This is a genomic window from Thalassobacillus pellis (assembly GCF_016908295.1).
In the GTDB taxonomy this organism is placed as follows: domain Bacteria; phylum Bacillota; class Bacilli; order Bacillales; family Halobacillaceae; genus Thalassobacillus; species Thalassobacillus pellis.
In genome coordinates, this window is sequence record NZ_JAFBDO010000003.1 from 440,751 (window position 1) to 458,482 (window position 17,732).

The 17,732-nt window shown below is 42.5% G+C and carries 13 protein-coding genes; 11 read left to right on the forward strand and 2 right to left on the reverse strand.

The features are described 5' to 3' along the window. The first annotated feature begins 540 nt into the window (after nt 1-540). The 6 genes from JOC33_RS12745 to JOC33_RS12770 all read left to right on the forward strand — a co-directional run bounded on the left by JOC33_RS12745 (nt 541) and on the right by JOC33_RS12770 (nt 9,996). Entirely contained in the window at nt 541-2,076 is a 1,536-nt protein-coding gene (locus JOC33_RS12745) for a pyridoxal-dependent decarboxylase (protein ID WP_205092898.1), read from the forward strand. Further along, entirely contained in the window at nt 2,073-3,872 is a 1,800-nt protein-coding gene (locus JOC33_RS12750; protein ID WP_205092899.1) for an IucA/IucC family protein, read from the forward strand. Before JOC33_RS12745 ends, JOC33_RS12750 begins: the two co-directional genes overlap by 4 nt. A 22-nt stretch (nt 3,873-3,894) precedes the next feature. After that, nucleotides 3,895-4,446, forward strand: coding sequence for a GNAT family N-acetyltransferase (locus JOC33_RS12755; RefSeq protein ID WP_205093093.1), 552 nt, complete (start codon nt 3,895-3,897; stop codon nt 4,444-4,446). Continuing rightward, entirely contained in the window at nt 4,421-5,794 is a 1,374-nt protein-coding gene (locus JOC33_RS12760) for a lysine N(6)-hydroxylase/L-ornithine N(5)-oxygenase family protein (RefSeq protein WP_205092900.1), read from the forward strand. The genes JOC33_RS12755 and JOC33_RS12760 overlap by 26 nt, the downstream gene beginning before the upstream one ends. Further along, nucleotides 5,778-7,586: an IucA/IucC family protein gene (locus tag JOC33_RS12765; protein WP_205092901.1), complete on the forward strand. Its 1,809-nt coding sequence runs from the start codon at nt 5,778-5,780 to the stop codon at nt 7,584-7,586. The genes JOC33_RS12760 and JOC33_RS12765 overlap by 17 nt, the downstream gene beginning before the upstream one ends. A gap of 217 nt (nt 7,587-7,803) precedes the next feature. Then, nucleotides 7,804-9,996: a sensor domain-containing protein gene (locus JOC33_RS12770; RefSeq protein ID WP_205092902.1), complete on the forward strand. Its 2,193-nt coding sequence runs from the start codon at nt 7,804-7,806 to the stop codon at nt 9,994-9,996. Between the two features lie 52 nt (nt 9,997-10,048). Here the strand turns inward: JOC33_RS12770 and JOC33_RS12775 are convergent, their stop codons facing one another. Then, nucleotides 10,049-11,419 (reverse strand): alanine/glycine:cation symporter family protein, encoded by a 1,371-nt coding sequence (locus JOC33_RS12775; RefSeq protein ID WP_205092903.1) that lies wholly within the window; start codon nt 11,417-11,419, stop codon nt 10,049-10,051. A 202-nt stretch (nt 11,420-11,621) separates the two neighbouring features. Between JOC33_RS12775 and JOC33_RS12780 the strand changes: the two genes are divergently transcribed. From JOC33_RS12780 to JOC33_RS12790, 3 genes are read left to right on the forward strand one after another with little or no spacing between them, the layout of a single operon-like run. After that, complete coding sequence (locus JOC33_RS12780; protein ID WP_205093094.1) at nt 11,622-12,089, forward strand: low molecular weight protein-tyrosine-phosphatase; 468 nt, start codon at nt 11,622-11,624, stop codon at nt 12,087-12,089. A 14-nt stretch (nt 12,090-12,103) separates the two neighbouring features. Further along, a complete protein-coding gene (locus tag JOC33_RS12785) occupies nt 12,104-12,433 on the forward strand; it encodes a YtxH domain-containing protein (protein WP_205092904.1) in 330 nt (109 codons plus the stop codon). A 25-nt stretch (nt 12,434-12,458) separates the two neighbouring features. Next, nucleotides 12,459-13,286, forward strand: a complete 828-nt coding sequence (locus JOC33_RS12790) for a YihY/virulence factor BrkB family protein (RefSeq protein ID WP_205092905.1) — start codon at nt 12,459-12,461, stop codon at nt 13,284-13,286. A 527-nt stretch (nt 13,287-13,813) separates the two neighbouring features. Here the strand turns inward: JOC33_RS12790 and JOC33_RS12795 are convergent. Continuing rightward, complete coding sequence (locus JOC33_RS12795; protein ID WP_205092906.1) at nt 13,814-15,751, reverse strand: heavy metal translocating P-type ATPase; 1,938 nt, start codon at nt 15,749-15,751, stop codon at nt 13,814-13,816. A 307-nt stretch (nt 15,752-16,058) separates the two neighbouring features. Between JOC33_RS12795 and JOC33_RS12800 the strand changes: the two genes are divergently transcribed. Beyond that, a complete protein-coding gene (locus JOC33_RS12800; RefSeq protein ID WP_205093095.1) occupies nt 16,059-16,916 on the forward strand; it encodes a transporter substrate-binding domain-containing protein in 858 nt (285 codons plus the stop codon). Nucleotides 16,917-16,926: 10 nt separating this feature from the next. Beyond that, nucleotides 16,927-17,619, forward strand: a complete 693-nt coding sequence (locus tag JOC33_RS12805) for an amino acid ABC transporter permease (RefSeq protein WP_205092907.1) — start codon at nt 16,927-16,929, stop codon at nt 17,617-17,619. The last annotated feature ends 113 nt before the right edge of the window (nt 17,620-17,732 follow it).

Consider the following 17,732-nt stretch of genomic DNA (forward strand, 5'->3'; position numbering starts at 1 on the left):
GCGAGAAGCGGTGAAGCCTGCGGGAACAGCGCGAGCCGAAGATCCACTTTGTCAAGTGTTCTTCTTGACAAAGTTAGCTGAGGTCGTGCCCGCGTCAAGCATCCGCCGGCAAGCGATTCGTGTGAATCAACAACAAGCTTTAAGAACTCCTTTCGATTATAAAGGACTTATTCTTTGGTCTTGGTGAAGTCTCAGGAGACTTGGTGTCTTCCTGCACGGAAAAGAAATTGTTTTGCATCCCACTTTTTCCTTTGGATAATTTTTTCGACAAGTTTCTTTAGATTTTAATGAAAATTGACTGATATGTTTTCAGAAGATAAAAAATACTAAAATTTGGATAATAGACACCTTTTTATACCTAAAATCGATAGAGGTTGGGGGTAATTGATAATGCCTCTCAATTACTATTGACTATGATTATCATTCTCAATTAGTATGAATGTACGCCATTAATTGAAAATGATTTTCATTTGGGAGGTATAGTAGTGATGTTTACTAAAGAAAGAATTTTGACGAGATTCGGCAAAAGGGGGCGATGGTGTGGTCAATCTTAGTGCGAATTTCGCAGAGCACCCTAAACAAACCAGGAATTATGATCTCTTTTTCCTGAACCAAAACCCCTCAAGTGTGGAATCTTTTAAATCGATGACAAATCTGATTACGGATAGCTTGGGAGAAATTTTCGCCACGCATGAGCATCCCTACGAAGGCGGAAAACCAGCGGATCTTGAAGCAAGGGTACGAAAGCTTTCCTTATTCACCTACGATGGGGAGCGATTAGAAAATCTGCTGCGGGATATTGATGGACCGTTGCTTAGGAGTAACCTTGCCATCACCCATGAAAAAGCGGCGGCCCATCTTCATTGCCCGCCGTTGATGCCAGCACTTGGAGCAGAAATGGTCATCAATGCTTTCAACCAATCGATGGACTCCTGGGACCAAAGCCCGGCAGCTACTTATCTGGAAAACGAAATGATTCGGTGGCTGACAGGGAAATTCGGTTACCCGGCAGGATCTGACGGAGCTTTTACGAGCGGTGGAACACAATCGAATTACACGGGCCTGCTGCTTGCCAGGGATTCATTTTGTTGGAAGAAGTGGGGATGGAATGTTCAAAAGCAAGGACTGCCGCCAGCCTTTAACAGGCTTCGTATTCTCTGCTCGGAGCATGCTCACTTCACAGTGAAAAAATCGGCGGCACAGCTTGGATTGGGCGAAGAAGCTGTAGTTCCCATAAAAGTAAACAACCATCATCGTCTTGATATCGATAATCTTGATAAAACTTTGCAGGAATTATATAAAGCTGACCTTCAGCCATTTGCACTTGTTGCTACATGTGGGACGACTGATTTCGGCAGCATCGACCCAATGCGGGAAATGGCTGGACTTGCTGAAAATCATGGGCTGTGGCTCCATGTAGATGCTGCTGTAGGGGGAGCGCTTGTACTTAGTGAACAACATAATGAAAAACTTGCGGGTATTCAGCTGGCAGACTCCATCACCGTAGATTTCCATAAACTTTTTTACCAGCCGGTCAGTTGCGGGGCTTTTCTTGTTAAGAATCACAGCAGTTTTCGTTTCCTTCAGCATCACGCTGACTACTTGAACCCTGAGGAAGACGAAGAAGAAGGTATTACTAATCTCGTCAATAAATCAGTTCAGACGACCAGAAGGTTTGATGCCTTGAAGCTGTTTTTCTCCTTACGAATAGTAGGAACAAAGAGATTCGGAGAAATGATTGACAAGCCTATTCATCTGGCAAAAGAAGTGGCAGCACATTTGGAAAGATCAGCTGATATTCACGTCATTGATAAAGATCCAGAACTGAATATGGTGGTATTTCGCTATATTCCCAGGATGCTATGGGAGGAGAAGCATGTAGACCAGTTGAATCGAGATATTCAACAGGAGCTTTACCATTCTGGAAAAGCCGTGATAGCTAAAACGACGGTTGAAGGACGGACATATTTAAAGTTCACCTTATTGAATCCGCGGACGACCATCACAGACATTAAGGAGATTATTGCTGACATAGACACGATTGGAAAAAACAAAGCGGGGAGGCTGATTCAATGAAAAATACGGTAGAAATGGCTGAACATGCGACGATGCAAAGCTTTTTGAATTGCTACATGAGGGAGACTGGTAATTTTGAAGAAGTGAGTCTGGATGAAACGGATTTTCCGGTGACAAAAAAGGCTGAAAAACTTATTAAGTGTCCGCTGCAGAAGCAAGGATTTACACTTCTAATACCTATTCGCTACTGGTCGGAGACAGATAGACACTTGCTATCTTTCCCTATCTATTATCAGGAACGAAATAGCAGCTCTCTCATCACGCTTGATTATATTACTTTGGCTGCCTTGATCACGAAGGAGCTGCTACTTGAATCAGGACGCACGGATGCGGAAGAAGAGTTGCTTTACCGGGTCATTTTAAGCTGCAGAAATATGAAAAAATATCTGATGGAACGGAAACAGGATGCCACTCCTCTTTCGGAAAAGGAGTTTACATTCATCGAAGCAGAGCAGTCCCTACTTCTCGGCCACCTGCTCCATCCAACCCCAAAAAGCAAGCAGGGTGTAACGGATGAGGAAGATGACAGTTATTCACCGGAAATGAAGGGAGAGTTTCAGCTCCATTACTTTGCAGTTGAACCTGAAATAGTAAAGCAGGACTCGGCTATTGAACAATCGGCAGAAGAAATGATTATGGAAGCTCTGAAAGGAGATCAGGATGTCGATTCCCAGCTGATTAAGCAGTTGGAAAATTCCAAGAACATAATCATCCCTTCTCACCCACTGCAAGCCAGACAGCTGATAAACGATCCAGCAGCTAAACAACTAATAGATAAAGGACTGATAAAATATTTAGGACCCCTGGGGTCACCAAATACTGGAACTTCATCGTTCAGGACTGTTTACCGAAGGGATTGTCCTTATATGTACAAGTTCTCTGTTCCTGTTAAGATAACAAATTCTTTAAGGATGAATCAGTCAAAAGAATTAGACAGAGGGGCAGAGGTAGCAAGGCTGTGGCAGACTTCTCTGGGAACAAAGCTTATGGGTGAATTCCCAAACTTTCATGTCATTAAGGACCCTGCCCATCTCTGTGTAAATATCGAAGGCTCGGAGGCTTCACTTGATGTCATTATCCGGGAAAATCCATTTCGTAAGCATAACGATAAAAATGTTTCCTTAGTAGCCGGGCTGTGCCAGGATGTTCCTTATTACGATACAAACCGGCTGGCTTCGATCATCAACAGTCTGGCTGACTCAGAAGAACAATCTACTGAGCAAGTAAGTGAAAAATGGTTCAGCAAATACTTAACGCTGACACTTGATCCGTTGCTCTGGCTCTACGAAAAATACGGCATAGCACTCGAAGCTCACCAGCAAAATTCGATCATTAAGTTAAAGGACGGGTACCCAGAGCATTTTTATTACCGTGATAACCAGGGGTACTATTTCCAGGAATCTAAAGCGGAAAAACTAAAGAAATTGCTGCCAAACCTTAATCAGACTAGCGATACCATCTGTGCTGATGAAATTGCAGATGAACGTTTCCGCTATTACTTCTTTTTCAACCATTTGTTCGGCTTGATCAATGGTTTTGGAACAAGCGGATTGATTCCCGAAGAGAAACTCACCCATCTGCTCATGGAAAAACTCGAAGACCATTATGAAAAGTTAACGGATGCACGACCATTGATAGATAGTTTGTTGAAACAGGAAAAGCTGCCGTGCAAAGCTAACCTGCTTACACGCTTTCATGACATGGACGAACTGATTGGTTCTCTTGCCACACAGTCGGTGTATGCTTTCGTTAAAAACCCGTTGGGAACTAAGGGGCGTGTAACTAGTGGCCTTTGATTACCGCGTTTATGATCATGACATAAAACGGGAAATTACCTTCAGAAAAGTAGATTACGAGAAGGATTTGAGGAGAATCTACCAGTGGATGCACGAGGAACATGTCATTCCTTTCTGGCATTTGGACTTCCCATTTCAAAGGTTCAGTAGACACCTTGAAAAAGCACTCGCGGATCAGCACCAGACATTATATATAGGTGAAGTGGACGGGACAGCGATGAGCTATTGGGAGTCTTATTGGGTCAATGGTGATATTGTCCAAGAATATTATGATGCAGCACCTTATGACCAAGGTGTTCACTTATTGATCGGAGATACAGCGTTTCTCGGAAAAGGATACGCTTTACCGCTATTACGGTCCATGGTAGATTATCAATTTTCCAATGCGGATACGGAAAAAGTGATCGCAGAACCCGACATACGGAATGAAAAAATGATTCATGTATTTAAAAAATGCGGTTTTGAACCAGTGAAACCAATACAACTGCCAGATAAAACCGGATTACTGATGTTTTGCGACAGGACTACATTTGAAAAGAGGTGGGCACATGCCAACTGCTGCCAAAACGTCTGAAAAAATATTTGACGTCATTGGAGTGGGGCTCGGTCCATTTAATCTGGGACTTGCAGCCTTAGTAGATGATATACCTGACTTAGATGCTTTGTTTCTTGAGAAAAAACACCACTTTGACTGGCATCCAGGTATGCTGCTTGAGGGAACGACCCTACAGGTTCCCTTCCTTGCAGACCTGGTAAGTATGGTAGATGTAACAAGTGAATACAGTTTTTTAAACTATTTACAGGAACACGACCGCTTGTACCAATTTTATTTTTTTGAAAAATTCCATATTCCGCGAAAGGAGTATAACCATTACTGTCAGTGGGTTTCCCGCCAGTTGAATTCATGCTGTTTTGGGATGGAGGTCGAAGAGGTAAGTTGCCATCGATTTGAAAATGGGGAGGAAGTGTATGAGGTAAAAGTACTGCAGGCATCAGGGTCACCAATTGTTTACTTGGCCCGGAATTTAATTCTTGGGATCGGAAGTGCTCCTAACGTACCGTCAGCTTTCCGGGAGTCCATAGGTGACACCGTTTTTCACAGCGCTGATTATCTGAATAAAAAAACAGCTGTAACGGAAGCAGAGTCCATAGCTGTGATCGGGTCAGGGCAAAGTGCTGCTGAAGTATTCCTGGATCTATTCAAAGAACAGGAAGCGGTGGGATACTCACTTGAATGGTTTACAAGGTCTAAAGGTTTTTTTCCAATGGAATATTCCAAGCTGGGATTGGAGCATTTTTCACCGGATTACACGAAATTCTTTTACGACTTGCCCCAGCATAAAAAAGATGAACTGTTAAATGATCAGGACCTTTTGTACAAAGGAATAAGCGCTGATACGATCGCCGAAATCTATGACTTATTTTATGAGCGAAGCATTGGCAACCAGCGTCCTTATACCCATTTGCAGGCAATGTCAGAGATAAAAGCAATCGAAAGAAAAGGAGATACCTGGAAGCTGAGCGGCTGGCATAATGTCCAGCAGGAACCGTTTGAGACAGAGGCGGAAGCCGTCATATTAGGGACTGGATATAAACCAGCCATCCCAACTTTTTTATCACCACTATATAACAATATTAGTTTCGATGAACATGGACGCTTTAAAGTTCAGGAAGACTATCGACTTAACATGGAAACCGGGAGCAGCTCTATTTTTATTCAAAATGGAGAAATACACACACATGGAGCAGGCGCACCAGATCTTGGGCTTGGCGCTTATCGAAATGCTGTCATCATCAACACATTAACCAGAAGAGAAGTTTACCGAGTCCACCACAACAACATCTACCAGACATTCGGAGTACCCCGGGAGAAACATATATTTCCAAATGGAGGCAGGGATCGTTATGCAATTTATGAATGAAGTAAATGGAGTACTTAATAAGGAAGCCTGGAAACAGGTTAATAAAAATCTCATTGCAAAAATGCTTGCGGAGTACATGTATGAAGACATGATTAAACCACAGATAACAAAAGAGAATGGACTTCTTACATGCCGTCTCTCGGTTTCTGAGAAAAAAGCATACTTATACCAAGCAAAGGAACGTTATTTTGATAGTTATACAGTTTTGGAGGACTCCATAAGAATTGAGGAATCACGACAAACGAAGGAAGCAGAAAGTGCTGTCGAACTTCTGACAGATATTCAGTCTGTAATCGGTATGACTGCTGAAACAACAGGTCATCTTATCAAGGAAATAAACAATACATTGCTTGCAGATGCCCACTTATTGCATAAGGAAAATCAAACATCCGATGAGTTGGTACAGATGGACTACGCAGAGCTTGAAGGATATATGACAGGTCATCCCTGGATCACTTACAACAAAGGCAGAATCGGTTTTGGATATGATGATTACCTGACCTACGCACCGGAATCTCATCAAGAGGTCAAGCTTTCCTGGATTGCAGTCCATTGTGACAGGTCAACCTTTCATTCAATTGATAACGAAAACTATCGAAAACTGCTGGAGCACGAGCTTGAATCAGCGGACAAATCCCGCTTTGACGAAAAACTGTTGGCCTGTCATGTAGACCCAGATGATTACTATTATATGCCGGTGCACCCTTGGCAATGGAAAAATGTCCTTGTTCAGCAATTTGCAGAGGATCTGGCAATGGGTCAGATCATCCCTTTGGGAGATGGTGAGGATGTTTATCTGCCGCAGCAATCGATTCGGACGTTCGTAAATAGGACAAACAAAAGAAAGCATCACGTGAAATTACCGATGAGTATTTTGAATACTCTCGTTTATCGGGGACTGCCAGCAGAACGAACGGTGATAGCTCCAAAAATCACTTCGTTCATCAAAGACATCTATGAAAATGATCCATTTTTAAAGGAGGAATGCCAAGTCATCCTCCCAGGCGAAATTGCCAGTATAAATGTCGATCATCCTCATTACCCGAACGTCGAAAATGTTCCTTATCAGTATCTGGAAATGCTTGGAGCAATATGGCGGGAGAGTATTTACAGCTATTTAGATGAGGACGAGCAGGCTGTTACTCTTGCAGCCTTGCTGCACCGGGACAAAGATGGGAAAGCGTTCATCCAAAGCCTGATTGAACAATCTGATTTGACCTCTGAAGAGTGGATGGAGAAATTCTTTCATGTGATCATGCGCCCACTTCTTCATTATATTTACCGTTATGGGGTCGTCTTTTCTCCTCATGGACAAAATGTCATTCTGGTTTTGAAAGACAAGAAACCTCATCGTCTGGCTGTAAAGGATTTTGTTGATGATGTAAACATCAGTGATCAGCCATTTGAAGAGTTGTCCGGATTGAGTGATGATCTGAAAAAAGTTCTTCGGAGCGAGCCGCCGGAGGGCTTGACACAATTTATTTTTACCGGATTATTTATCTGCCATTTACGTTACCTTGCAGGTATGATGGAGGACGATGGTTTGCTTACAGAACATGTTTTCTGGGAACAGTTAGCAGAATCTATCCATAACTATCAAGAACGCTTTCCGGAATTAAAGGAGCGTTATAAGCTGTTTGACTTTTTTAAACCTTCGTTTACGAAACTCTGTTTGAATAGAAACCGAATGGTTAATGAAGGTTATCAGGACGGGGACGACCGCCCGCATGCATCAGAGTATGGCAGGGTGAAAAATGCTCTCGCGAAATTCGACATCACCTTAAAGAAATAATTTATACGGGACGGATAACTCCCAGTTATCCGTTCTTTTTTATTTAATAGGAAATAAATCACCGCAATAAAATGTGTGACTATTCAATTTTAGATAAAAAGTACCGATATAACTATTGAATAAAAAGTATATATAGTCTTTTTTTATTAGTTGGAATCGTTTACACTAAGGTAAATGATTGTCGAAATTTAACGAATTTTGGATGAAGGTGGATACAATGAATATATTGGATCTCGATACGCCATTCGACCGCAATAAAGTCACCCGTCTGATCCAACAGCTGAAGTCACAGCTGTCAGATGAAGAATCACGAGGTATTTTAAAGCAATTGGGTAAGCTCCTGGAAACCTACCTTTCTACCTATCAGGATCTAAAATATGCAATGGATAGAGCTCTTACTATCACCGTTACGGATGTGAACGGAGCAATCGTGTATGTAGATGATCAGTTTTGCGAACTTACTCAATTCAACCGATGTGATTTAATAGGTAAAAACCACCGCATACTCAAATCCGGAAAGCATTCCCATGGATTTTATCACAACATGTGGAGTGAAATTAAACGAGGCAAGGTGTGGGTGGGAGACATCTGCAATAGGAAGCGGAATGGAGAATTATTCTGGATGAAAACAACAATTGTCCCATTATTGGACGATACGGGAGTTCCTCACTCCTTCATTACATTTCGCACAGACATAACGGAAAGCAAACTGCTGGAGGGAAACCTTGTCGATGCTGTGGAAGATGACTTTCAGCGGACCATGAATGCCCTCGTCAATACTGTGTTTAAAGTGAAAAAGAATCCTCACGGTGAGCTTTACATACCGATGTACGAAGGTAAGCTGGCAAAGGAGCTGGGTTTGACTACTGATTATGTGAAAGGAAAAGGACTGAATGATATTTTCGGTCCTGTAAAAGCGTCTTATCTTCGGGAAAAATATAAAGAGGCATTTATGGGAAAGAGCATTACATATAAACATAAATATAAGGACAGATACTTGTTCACCATGCTTTCTCCGATTGAGGAAAATAACCGTGTCGTGGAATTGGTAGGCTCATCAGTCGATATAACCGTTCATGCAGAAGCTGAACTTAGGATTAGGCACATGGCTTACCACGATCCGTTAACCGACCTGCCGAATCGCAGAAAGATGCAGATTGACATGGAAAAATGGCTGCAAGAGTTAGAAATACACGGGGGCAGCATAACAATATTCATATGTGATATTGATCGTTTCAAATACATAAATGATGCTCTTGGCCATGCAATAGGTGATGAGGTTATCCAGCTGATTGCAGGCAGGACCAAGGAAGTTATCGGAAAACACGGAGAGCTGTATCGCCTGGGCGGAGATGAATTTTTAATAGCTTTGAGGGATATACAAACCAAAGAAGATATCCGTAAACTTGGGGATATGGTGCTGAAGCGTATTGGGCATCCAATCAACCTTACCGGAAAGGAATTTTTCATTACTGCAAGTATTGGTATAGCCCAGTATCCAGAGGCTGGAAATACAGTCGGTAAATTAATCGGAAATGCTGATATTGCTATGCATTACTGTAAAGTGAACGGACGGCAGGGTTTACTTTTCTATACTCCGACAATGAATGACTATTATAACGATCTTATATCCTTAGAGGGTGATTTGCGGGAAGCCATCAGTAAAGGGGAGTTAATGCTTTATTACCAGCCAAAGATTGACGTACGAACGGGGTTGCTTGTTGGAATGGAAGCGCTTGTACGTTGGAATCATAAAGTAAGAGGTTTTATTCCCCCGGATAAATTCATCCCAATTGCAGAGGAAACAGGGTTGATTGTTCAGCTTGGGGAATGGGTTTTATTTGAAGCATGCCGGCAAAATCAAGCCTGGATAGAGGAGGGGTATGCCCCGGAAAGAGTAGCTGTGAATGTTTCAGCAGAAGAAATTCAGCGGTATGATTTTTCGGAAAGGGTAAAAGGTATTTTGAAACAGACTGGAATGCCACCTGAATTCCTGGAGCTTGAGATTACCGAAAACAGCGTGATGCAGAATACGGAATTATGCATCCAGACTATGCAAGAACTGCGTGGTCTTGGTATTGTGCTTTCCATAGATGACTTTGGAACAGGATATTCTTCACTTGCTTATTTACGTAAGTTTCCGATAAACTTTTTGAAAATCGATAAATCGTTTATAAAAGATATTGAAACAGACCCTAGTGACGCTGAGATTGTCAAAGCGATGATACAGCTTGGCCATACTTTCAAATTAGAGGTGGTCGGTGAAGGGGTTGAAAAGCGTACTATTTTGGATTTTCTACGTCTTCATGGCTGTGATTATTACCAGGGTTACCATTTCAGCAAGCCCTTACCACCAGAAGATTTTCGTGCCTTTTTAATGGAAAAAAGTGAATATATGACCAAAAAGTAAAGCAACGCCCACATCAAGGCGTTGCTTTATTAAAGTAAACATTTCCGGATAATTATTGATAAGAGGATTGTTTTTCCTGGCGTTTTTCTTCTTTAGCAACTTTCAAGAATCGTTTGGTCTCGGAAGCTACCACACCTGATAGAAGCAGTAGCCCAATCAAGTTAGGGAATGCCATCAAACCATTCATGATATCCGCGAAGGACCATACAGTGTTGAGCTTAGTTACAGCACCTATGAAAACAAACAAAACAAAAATAGCTTTATAAAGTGGGATCGCTCTGTCATTTGTAAGGTAACCGAAACATTTTTCACCATAGTAAGACCAGCCGACAATGGTTGAAAAGGCAAAGAAAACCAGCCCGAGAGCAACAATGTAACCACCGAGATCTCCGAGGAATAACGAGAAGGAAACAGATGTGAGGTCCGCTCCATCCAGGTTGGTATTGCCATATTGGTTTGCCATGACGATTGTTAATCCGGTCATTGAACATACAATGATTGTATCAATGAATACCTGCGTCATTGAAACGAGTGCCTGGCGTCCGGGGTAGTCTGTTTTTGCCGCTGCTGCAGCAATTGGTGCTGAACCAAGTCCGGCTTCATTCGAGAAGACCCCTCGCGCAACACCAAAACGGATCGCAGTACCTAACAGACCTCCTGCCAGAGCGTTACCAGTAAAAGCGTCAGTGAAAATAGTTCCAAAGGCAGCAGGAACGAGGTCAAGGTTCAAGAAAATGATTATAAGTCCGCCAATTACATAGAATAAGGCCATAATCGGCACAAAAAAAGCTGTAACCCGTCCGATACTTTTAATACCGCCGAGCAGCACAAGGCCAGCCAGAACTGTAAGCACTACTCCTGTAACCCAGGTCGGGATGGAAAAAGTCACTTGCAGGGCATCTGATACGGAATTGGACTGAACCATGTTACCAATTCCAAAAGCAGCTACGGACCCAAATATAGCGAACAGGACACCAAGTGTTTTTCCCAGCTTCTTGGATTTAAGCCCATGTTCCAGATAATACATCGGCCCCCCGGACATCTGTCCATAGCGATCTGTAGTCCTGTATTTGACGGCAAGGATTGCTTCTGCATACTTGGTCGCCATGCCGAATACAGCGGTTATCCACATCCAAAAAACTGCCCCGGGACCGCCGAGCGCGACAGCTGTTGCTACGCCGGCGATATTACCAGTACCGATCGTTGCTGCCATAGCAGTTGTCAGTGCCTGATAATGGGATATATCACCTTTGGATTTCTTATCCTGCTTTGCAGGGCTGAAAGCAAGCTTTAGCGCGTAGGGAAGAGATCGGAATTGAAGAAACCCGAGCCGAAGTGTCAGGTAGACCCCAGTTCCAACTAGTAAAATCAATAAGAACGGGCCCCACACGATGCTGGAAATACTGCTTAATACATCTTGCATGGTTATTCCTCCTTTTGTACGTTATAATAAAATATTCCGAAAATTTCAACGCTTTGTCAAGTTTTCATTCCTTTCATTGAAAAGGGTTGGTGGTGGTTTATGTCGAATTGTTTAGGGGGAATTAAAATATTAGCAGAATTACGGGAACGGGAACTAATTTATAAAAAAATGGTAAAGAATAGGATGAATGGGGGAATGGATGATGATACATGTACTGTTCGTTTGTCTAGGGAATATTTGCCGGTCCCCGATGGCTGAAGCGATTTTTCGTAAATTGGTGTACGAAGAGGGTTTGGAAAGCAAAATAAAAGTGGATTCTGCAGGAATAGGCCACTGGCATGTCGGTGATCCGCCGCATGAAGGAACAAAGGGTATTCTCGAAGAAAACACAATTTCCTATGAAGGGATGACTGCCAGACAGCTGGAGGAAAAGGATTGGGACGATTACGATTATCTGATCGCCATGGACGACAAGAATATTGCAGACATGAAAGAAATACGGGAAGAGATTAACGTCGTTGTGGCGAAATTACTGGATTATATTCCGGAATCAGAGGTGCGCGATGTTCCGGATCCTTTTTTTACCGGGAATTTTCAATACGTATATGAACTCATCTCAGTTGGCTGCAGAGAATTACTTGAAAAAATCAAAAAAGATCACAACTTATAAAAGGAGGAATTTTTATGGAAAATCAAAAGTTTTGGAGAGGAATGTTATTTGGAGCATTGGCAGGAGGGGCATTGTCACTTCTAGACAGAGGTACACGTGAATATGTATGGAATGGTACTAAAAGTTGCGGACAATCAGCAAAAAACATAGCCAATAATCCGTCACAGGCGATTTATACATTACGAATGCGCTATTCCCAGCTGACAAACACTCTATCAGAAGGTGCAAAGGACGTGCTTGAAGTTCTGGATAAAGTAGAAAGCATGCTTGAAACGATCAGCGATTTAGAAAAAGAAGTCGAGAAAGATATTGAAAAAATCGCGGATAAACGTGACGTTTCGTAACTAGCGTCCTGGCAGGAGGGGTATCATGAAAAGTGTTTTTGGCTTTGGGAAAGAATTATTCAGCAAATTTGGTGTAAATGATATCAGTGGTATGGCTGCCCAATTAGCATATTTTTTTCTACTGTCACTTTTTCCTTTCATGATATTCCTTGTTACTCTGCTCGGATATCTCCAGATCGCAGAGGATCAGCTTTTAAGAATGGTGGCAATCTATGCGCCAGCTGAAACCTATACACTCATCCGTGAGAACTTGAGCGAGTTGTCCACTAATAAAAATGGAGGACTACTGTCCATTGGTATTTTGGGTACGTTATGGTCGGCGTCTAATGGAGTAAATGCAATCATGCGCGCTTTTAACAGAGCTTATGATGTTGAGGAAAGCCGGTCACCGGTTGTCAGCAGAATGATTGCCATTTTTCTTACGATTTCCATGGTGATAGTCATTGGTGTTGCTTTTTTACTTCCTGTTTTCGGTAAAGCTGTCGGCGTCTACATGTTTTCACTTTTCGGCTTATCAGAAGGGTTCCTGCAAATGTGGAACGCTTTACGCTGGGTAGTTTCTTCCATCATATTTTTTATTGTATTGATGTATCTGTATATGCTGGCGCCGAATAAATATATTAAGTTAAAGGACGCTATGCCAGGAGCGATTTTTGCAACGCTCGGCTGGCAAATTGTATCCTTATTGTTCTCCTTTTATGTAACTAGCATGGGGAATTACTCCGCTACATACGGAAGTCTCGGTGGTGTGATCGTGCTGATGATTTGGTTTTATCTTTCCGGCATCATCATTATCATTGGTGGTGAAATTAATGCAATAATGCGGAGAAGGAGACTTGGGATTGAACTGTGAATAAGCATATTAGGAAAGGGAAAAATACCAGTGACCATTCCTTAAAGGAGGCAGCGTCATGGGCAAAGATAAAAAGAAAAATAAAGGTCCCAAGCATAAAACGAGCAGTTCAGCTAATAAACAAAATAAGTTTCACTAACAAAACACTGCTCGCCACAATATAATTAGGGCTGTCCCGAATGGCCTTTTAATATGAAAAACCACGAAGAAGTTGAAGTTTCTTTGTGGTTTTTTCGTATATCAAAAAAGAATTAGTCGGTAAAACGATGAGACTTTTACGGTAAGCCCAAGGTGTTTGAGGCCACTGAAAAATAAAACGTTTAAATAAGATATGGATTTAAAAAAGCGGTCAAGCCTCACTGAGATAAAGAGGAGCCTCACGATAAGGGTTGGTTTAATAAGTATAGACTTAAGCTTGTTTTTATGTATTGTTTTGTTGCACAAAAAAAGAGTGATTTTCTTTAAAGTCAAAGAAAATCGCCCTTGTTGGATTGGTCGCTGCCTGCGGGAAGCAATCTGTGTTGTACTTAAATCTTTAGAAGACGAAGCCCATTCAGAATGACTAAGATGGTACTGCCTTCATGTCCGATGACACCAAGTGGCAGGTCAAGCGCCTGCAAAAAATTCGTAACTATTAGAGCTCCTATCACCAGGATTGAAAAAACGATGTTCTGTTTAATGATGCGATTCATTTTGCCGGATAAACCGATGGCTTTTGCAATTTTCGGAAGATCATTTTTCATCAGTACGACGTCTGCGGTTTCCAGTGCAACGTCCGTGCCTTCACCCATGGCGATTCCAACATTGGCGGTTGCCAGAGCTGGGGCGTCATTGATCCCGTCGCCGACCATTGCAACGTTCTGGTATTTCTGGCGAAGCAGTTTCACTTCTTCCAATTTGTGTTCGGGAAGGCATTCGGCTGCAAATTCATCAATTCCGGCTTCCTCGGCAATCGCCTTAGCTGTTGTTTCATTATCTCCGGTCAACATTACAGTATGAATTCCTTGTGCCTTCAAACTGCGGATGGCAGCTTTCGCTTCCTTACGAACTGTATCCTTTAAAGCGATAAGCCCGGCAATACCTCGTTCATCTTCTATACAGACGACTGTTTTTCCTTGCTGAGCCAGGTGATGAAGTATGCCTTCCTGAAAATTTTCAGCCGCCCTCTGGTCAATAAATCCCGGCCTTCCAACTTTCCACGTATGCCCATCGATAATTGCAGTTACTCCATTTCCAGCAATGTCGGTCATCTGATGTAAGTCCATACGTTTGGCATTCGGATTATTTGAACAAAACTGTGTAATTGCCCTGGCCAGTGGATGATTGGACTCACGTTCGATCGAGTACAGAGCAGACAAAGTCTGGGAAGCTTCCTCGTCAGATCGGAAATGTAAATCGGTCACTTCGGGCTTTCCGTATGTCAAAGTACCAGTTTTATCGAATGCGATCACTTTTATCTGGGATAATTTTTCGAGATGTATCCCGCCTTTAAATAGGACCCCGCTTCGAGCTCCGGCAGAAATGGCTGACAGGGTTGCTGGCATAATCGATGCTACCAGGGCACAAGGAGAGGCAACTACCAACAGAATCATGGCTCTGTAGATAGTATCTGTCCAGCTCCAGCCGAACATATAATGAGGGAGAAACATCATGAGTGCCACTGAAAAAAGTACTATTTTTACATAAGTCCCTTCAAATCGTTCGATGAACAGCTGAGAAGGAGGTTTTTCACTTTGAGCGGTTTGGACGAGCGTTATGATTTTTTGAAAAAGTGTTTCGCTCGCCGGTTTTGTAACAACAACGGTAATACTTCCATTAATGTTGACAGTCCCTGCGAAAACTTCATCTTCAGTTGTTTTCATGACTGGCACGGATTCACCGGTGATGGTGCTTTCGTCAAGGCTTGTCGTTCCTTTCAATATCCTGCCATCCGATGGAACTCGCTCTCCAGCCTTGACCAATATATGATCTCCAATTTGAAGACGGTCAACTGGTACAAGTTTTTCACTTCCACTAATCAATAAAAGTGCTTCCTCTGGCTGAAGATTCATCAATGTGGAAATTTCACGCTGACTTTTATTCATGGTGTAGGTTTCTAAGGCCCCGCTGATGGAAAATATAAAAATCAAAATAGCGCCTTCCGTCCAGTAGCCAATCAAACCTGCCCCTACCGCTGCAATAATCATCAACATTTCAACATTAAGTTCACGGTCTTGAATAGTGGAGACAATACCTTCCTTTGCTTTGGCATAACCTCCGATTACAAATGCGAGTATATGGAAGATAACAAAAGCCTGATTATTCAAGTAAGGATCACCAATCCATGCAGTCAAAATCAATAGTCCGCTGACAATCGCTGCCATCAATTCAAGATGGTCTTGCAGCCTTGTGAAAAGTTGAAAAATGTTTTTTTTATCGTTATTTCCTGCATGACTGGCTGACGCTGTCCTGACATGTGTGGTCATTTTTCTCAACTCCTTTTATTTAATTGAGAATGGTAATCAACATCAATTATTCCTTTAAAAGCACAAAGACGCCGTTATTATGGCGTCTTTATCTGGTATTAGATTAAAATTATTATAATTTTATATATGTTATTATCATAGCATATTTCTGGTGCCCGTCAAGTGGGGAATTGTCGGTCTTTTAGTATCTCGGTCAGGGGAAACATAGCAGTTGCAAACCTTGGTTCCCGTTGCTATATTGGGGAAGTGTGAAATTTACTAAGGAAGGTGTATAACAGTGAAAAATAAAAGTTTATTTTCTATACTTATGCTATTAACTGTAATTGTGTTAGCGGCATGTGGGGCAAATGGGGAAGAAAGCTCTAATGGTTCAGGCAAGAAGAAGGAAAAAGCTTCTGGAGGTGAAGTATGGAGCGAAATAAAAGAAAAAGGGGAAATTGTTGTTGGTACTTCTGGAACATTGTTCCCGGCTTCCTATTATCCGGAAGGTTCAGACAAGCTTACAGGTTATGATGTAGAAATCATGAGAGAGATCGCTAAACGACTTGGAGTTGAACTGAAGTTTGAAGAATACGGGGTTGACGGACTGCTTGCCGCTATTAAAAGCGGACGGATCGATATGGCTATCAATGATATGGAAGTAACGGAGGAACGCCAAAAGCAGTTTACCTTCAGTGAACCATATAAATACTCTTACTCGACAATGATTGTCCGGGAAGATGGACTTTCTGGCATTGAAACACTGGAAGACCTGGAAGGGAAGGTTGCCGGCGGTGGAGCGACGACGGTATTTTCTGAGATTGCTCGCCATTTTGGAGCAGAAGTGAAAACATACGGGAACGTGACTAACGATGTTTATCTTCGTGATGTGGAGAATGGTCGTACGGATGTCATTATCAATGACTATTACCTGCAGACTTTGGCGCTGAAAGCTCTGCCTGAAATTGATGTGACCTTGCACCCTGATTTAAAATTCCATCCGACAGAATCGGCGATTGTCATGCCGAAAAAGGCAGACGTTCTGGCACAAAAAGTGAATGAAGCTCTTCAATCCATGCGCGAGGATGGAACGCTGACAGAGATTTCGAAAAAGTTTTTCGGTGGCAAGGATGCATCTAAAAAGCCTGAAGCGGACATCAGAGAAATCCCTGGTCTAGATTTATAGGTAGATTCATATGCTTGGATTCGAAATAAGAGAAATAAACTTCGGTGAGCTTTTTGATGCTGAGCGGGCATGGGAAAATCTCCCGTTTGTCCTGCAGGGAGTACCCCTCACTTTATTTGTTGCAGTGCTGGGGATGCTGCTCGGGTTACTCCTTGGTTTCTTCATCGCTCTTGCGAGAAGATCGACTAATAAGCTGTTCCGTTGGCCGGCCCGTATTTATATTTCATTTATGCGAGGAACTCCGATTCTTGTGTTTTTGTTCATCCTATACTTTGGACTTCCTGTCGTAGGGCTGGAATTGACGGCAACGCTAGCCGCTGTACTCGGATTCGGCTTGAATTCGGCTGCTTATATAGCAGAGATCAACCGTTCTTCGTTAAGCAGCGTTGATAATGGCCAATGGGAAACGGCGAGGGCCCTTGGATTCACTTATTGGAAAGCATTGAAACGGATTATTCTGCCGCAGGCAGTGCGGATAGCGATCCCTCCATTGACGAATGTGTTCCTGGATCTTCTGAAAGCCACATCCCTTGCTGCCATGATTTCAGTGCCGGAGCTGTTTAACAAGGCGCAAATCGTAGCAGGCAGAACGTATGATACCATGACCATGTATATCCTGGCAGCCTTGATTTATTGGCCGATGACCATGGTGTTTTCTGCTCTCCAGGATTATCTGGAGCACCGTTACAATAAATATTTATAGAGTTGAAAGCTGACCTTACTGGGAGAGGGTCAGCTTTTTCTTTGTTCGTTAGTATAAATAAGGTGAAAATCCTTGCATAAAAGGACCGGCTGTTTTATGCTGTGAAATAGATT

Excerpts from the sequence above, each read along its gene's own strand:
- JOC33_RS12750 (WP_205092899.1), top strand. The coding sequence starts at position 2,073 with ATGAAAAATACGGTAGAAATGGCTGAACATGCGACGATGCAAAGCTTT.
- JOC33_RS12760 (WP_205092900.1), top strand. The coding sequence starts at position 4,421 with ATGCCAACTGCTGCCAAAACGTCTGAAAAAATATTTGACGTCATTGGA.
- JOC33_RS12765 (WP_205092901.1), top strand. The coding sequence starts at position 5,778 with ATGCAATTTATGAATGAAGTAAATGGAGTACTTAATAAGGAAGCCTGG.
- JOC33_RS12770 (WP_205092902.1), top strand. The coding sequence starts at position 7,804 with ATGAATATATTGGATCTCGATACGCCATTCGACCGCAATAAAGTCACC.
- JOC33_RS12775 (WP_205092903.1), bottom strand. The coding sequence starts at position 11,419 with ATGCAAGATGTATTAAGCAGTATTTCCAGCATCGTGTGGGGCCCGTTC.
- JOC33_RS12780 (WP_205093094.1), top strand. The coding sequence starts at position 11,622 with ATGATACATGTACTGTTCGTTTGTCTAGGGAATATTTGCCGGTCCCCG.
- JOC33_RS12785 (WP_205092904.1), top strand. The coding sequence starts at position 12,104 with ATGGAAAATCAAAAGTTTTGGAGAGGAATGTTATTTGGAGCATTGGCA.
- JOC33_RS12790 (WP_205092905.1), top strand. The coding sequence starts at position 12,459 with ATGAAAAGTGTTTTTGGCTTTGGGAAAGAATTATTCAGCAAATTTGGT.
- JOC33_RS12795 (WP_205092906.1), bottom strand. The coding sequence starts at position 15,751 with ATGACCACACATGTCAGGACAGCGTCAGCCAGTCATGCAGGAAATAAC.
- JOC33_RS12800 (WP_205093095.1), top strand. The coding sequence starts at position 16,059 with ATGCTATTAACTGTAATTGTGTTAGCGGCATGTGGGGCAAATGGGGAA.
- JOC33_RS12805 (WP_205092907.1), top strand. The coding sequence starts at position 16,927 with ATGCTTGGATTCGAAATAAGAGAAATAAACTTCGGTGAGCTTTTTGAT.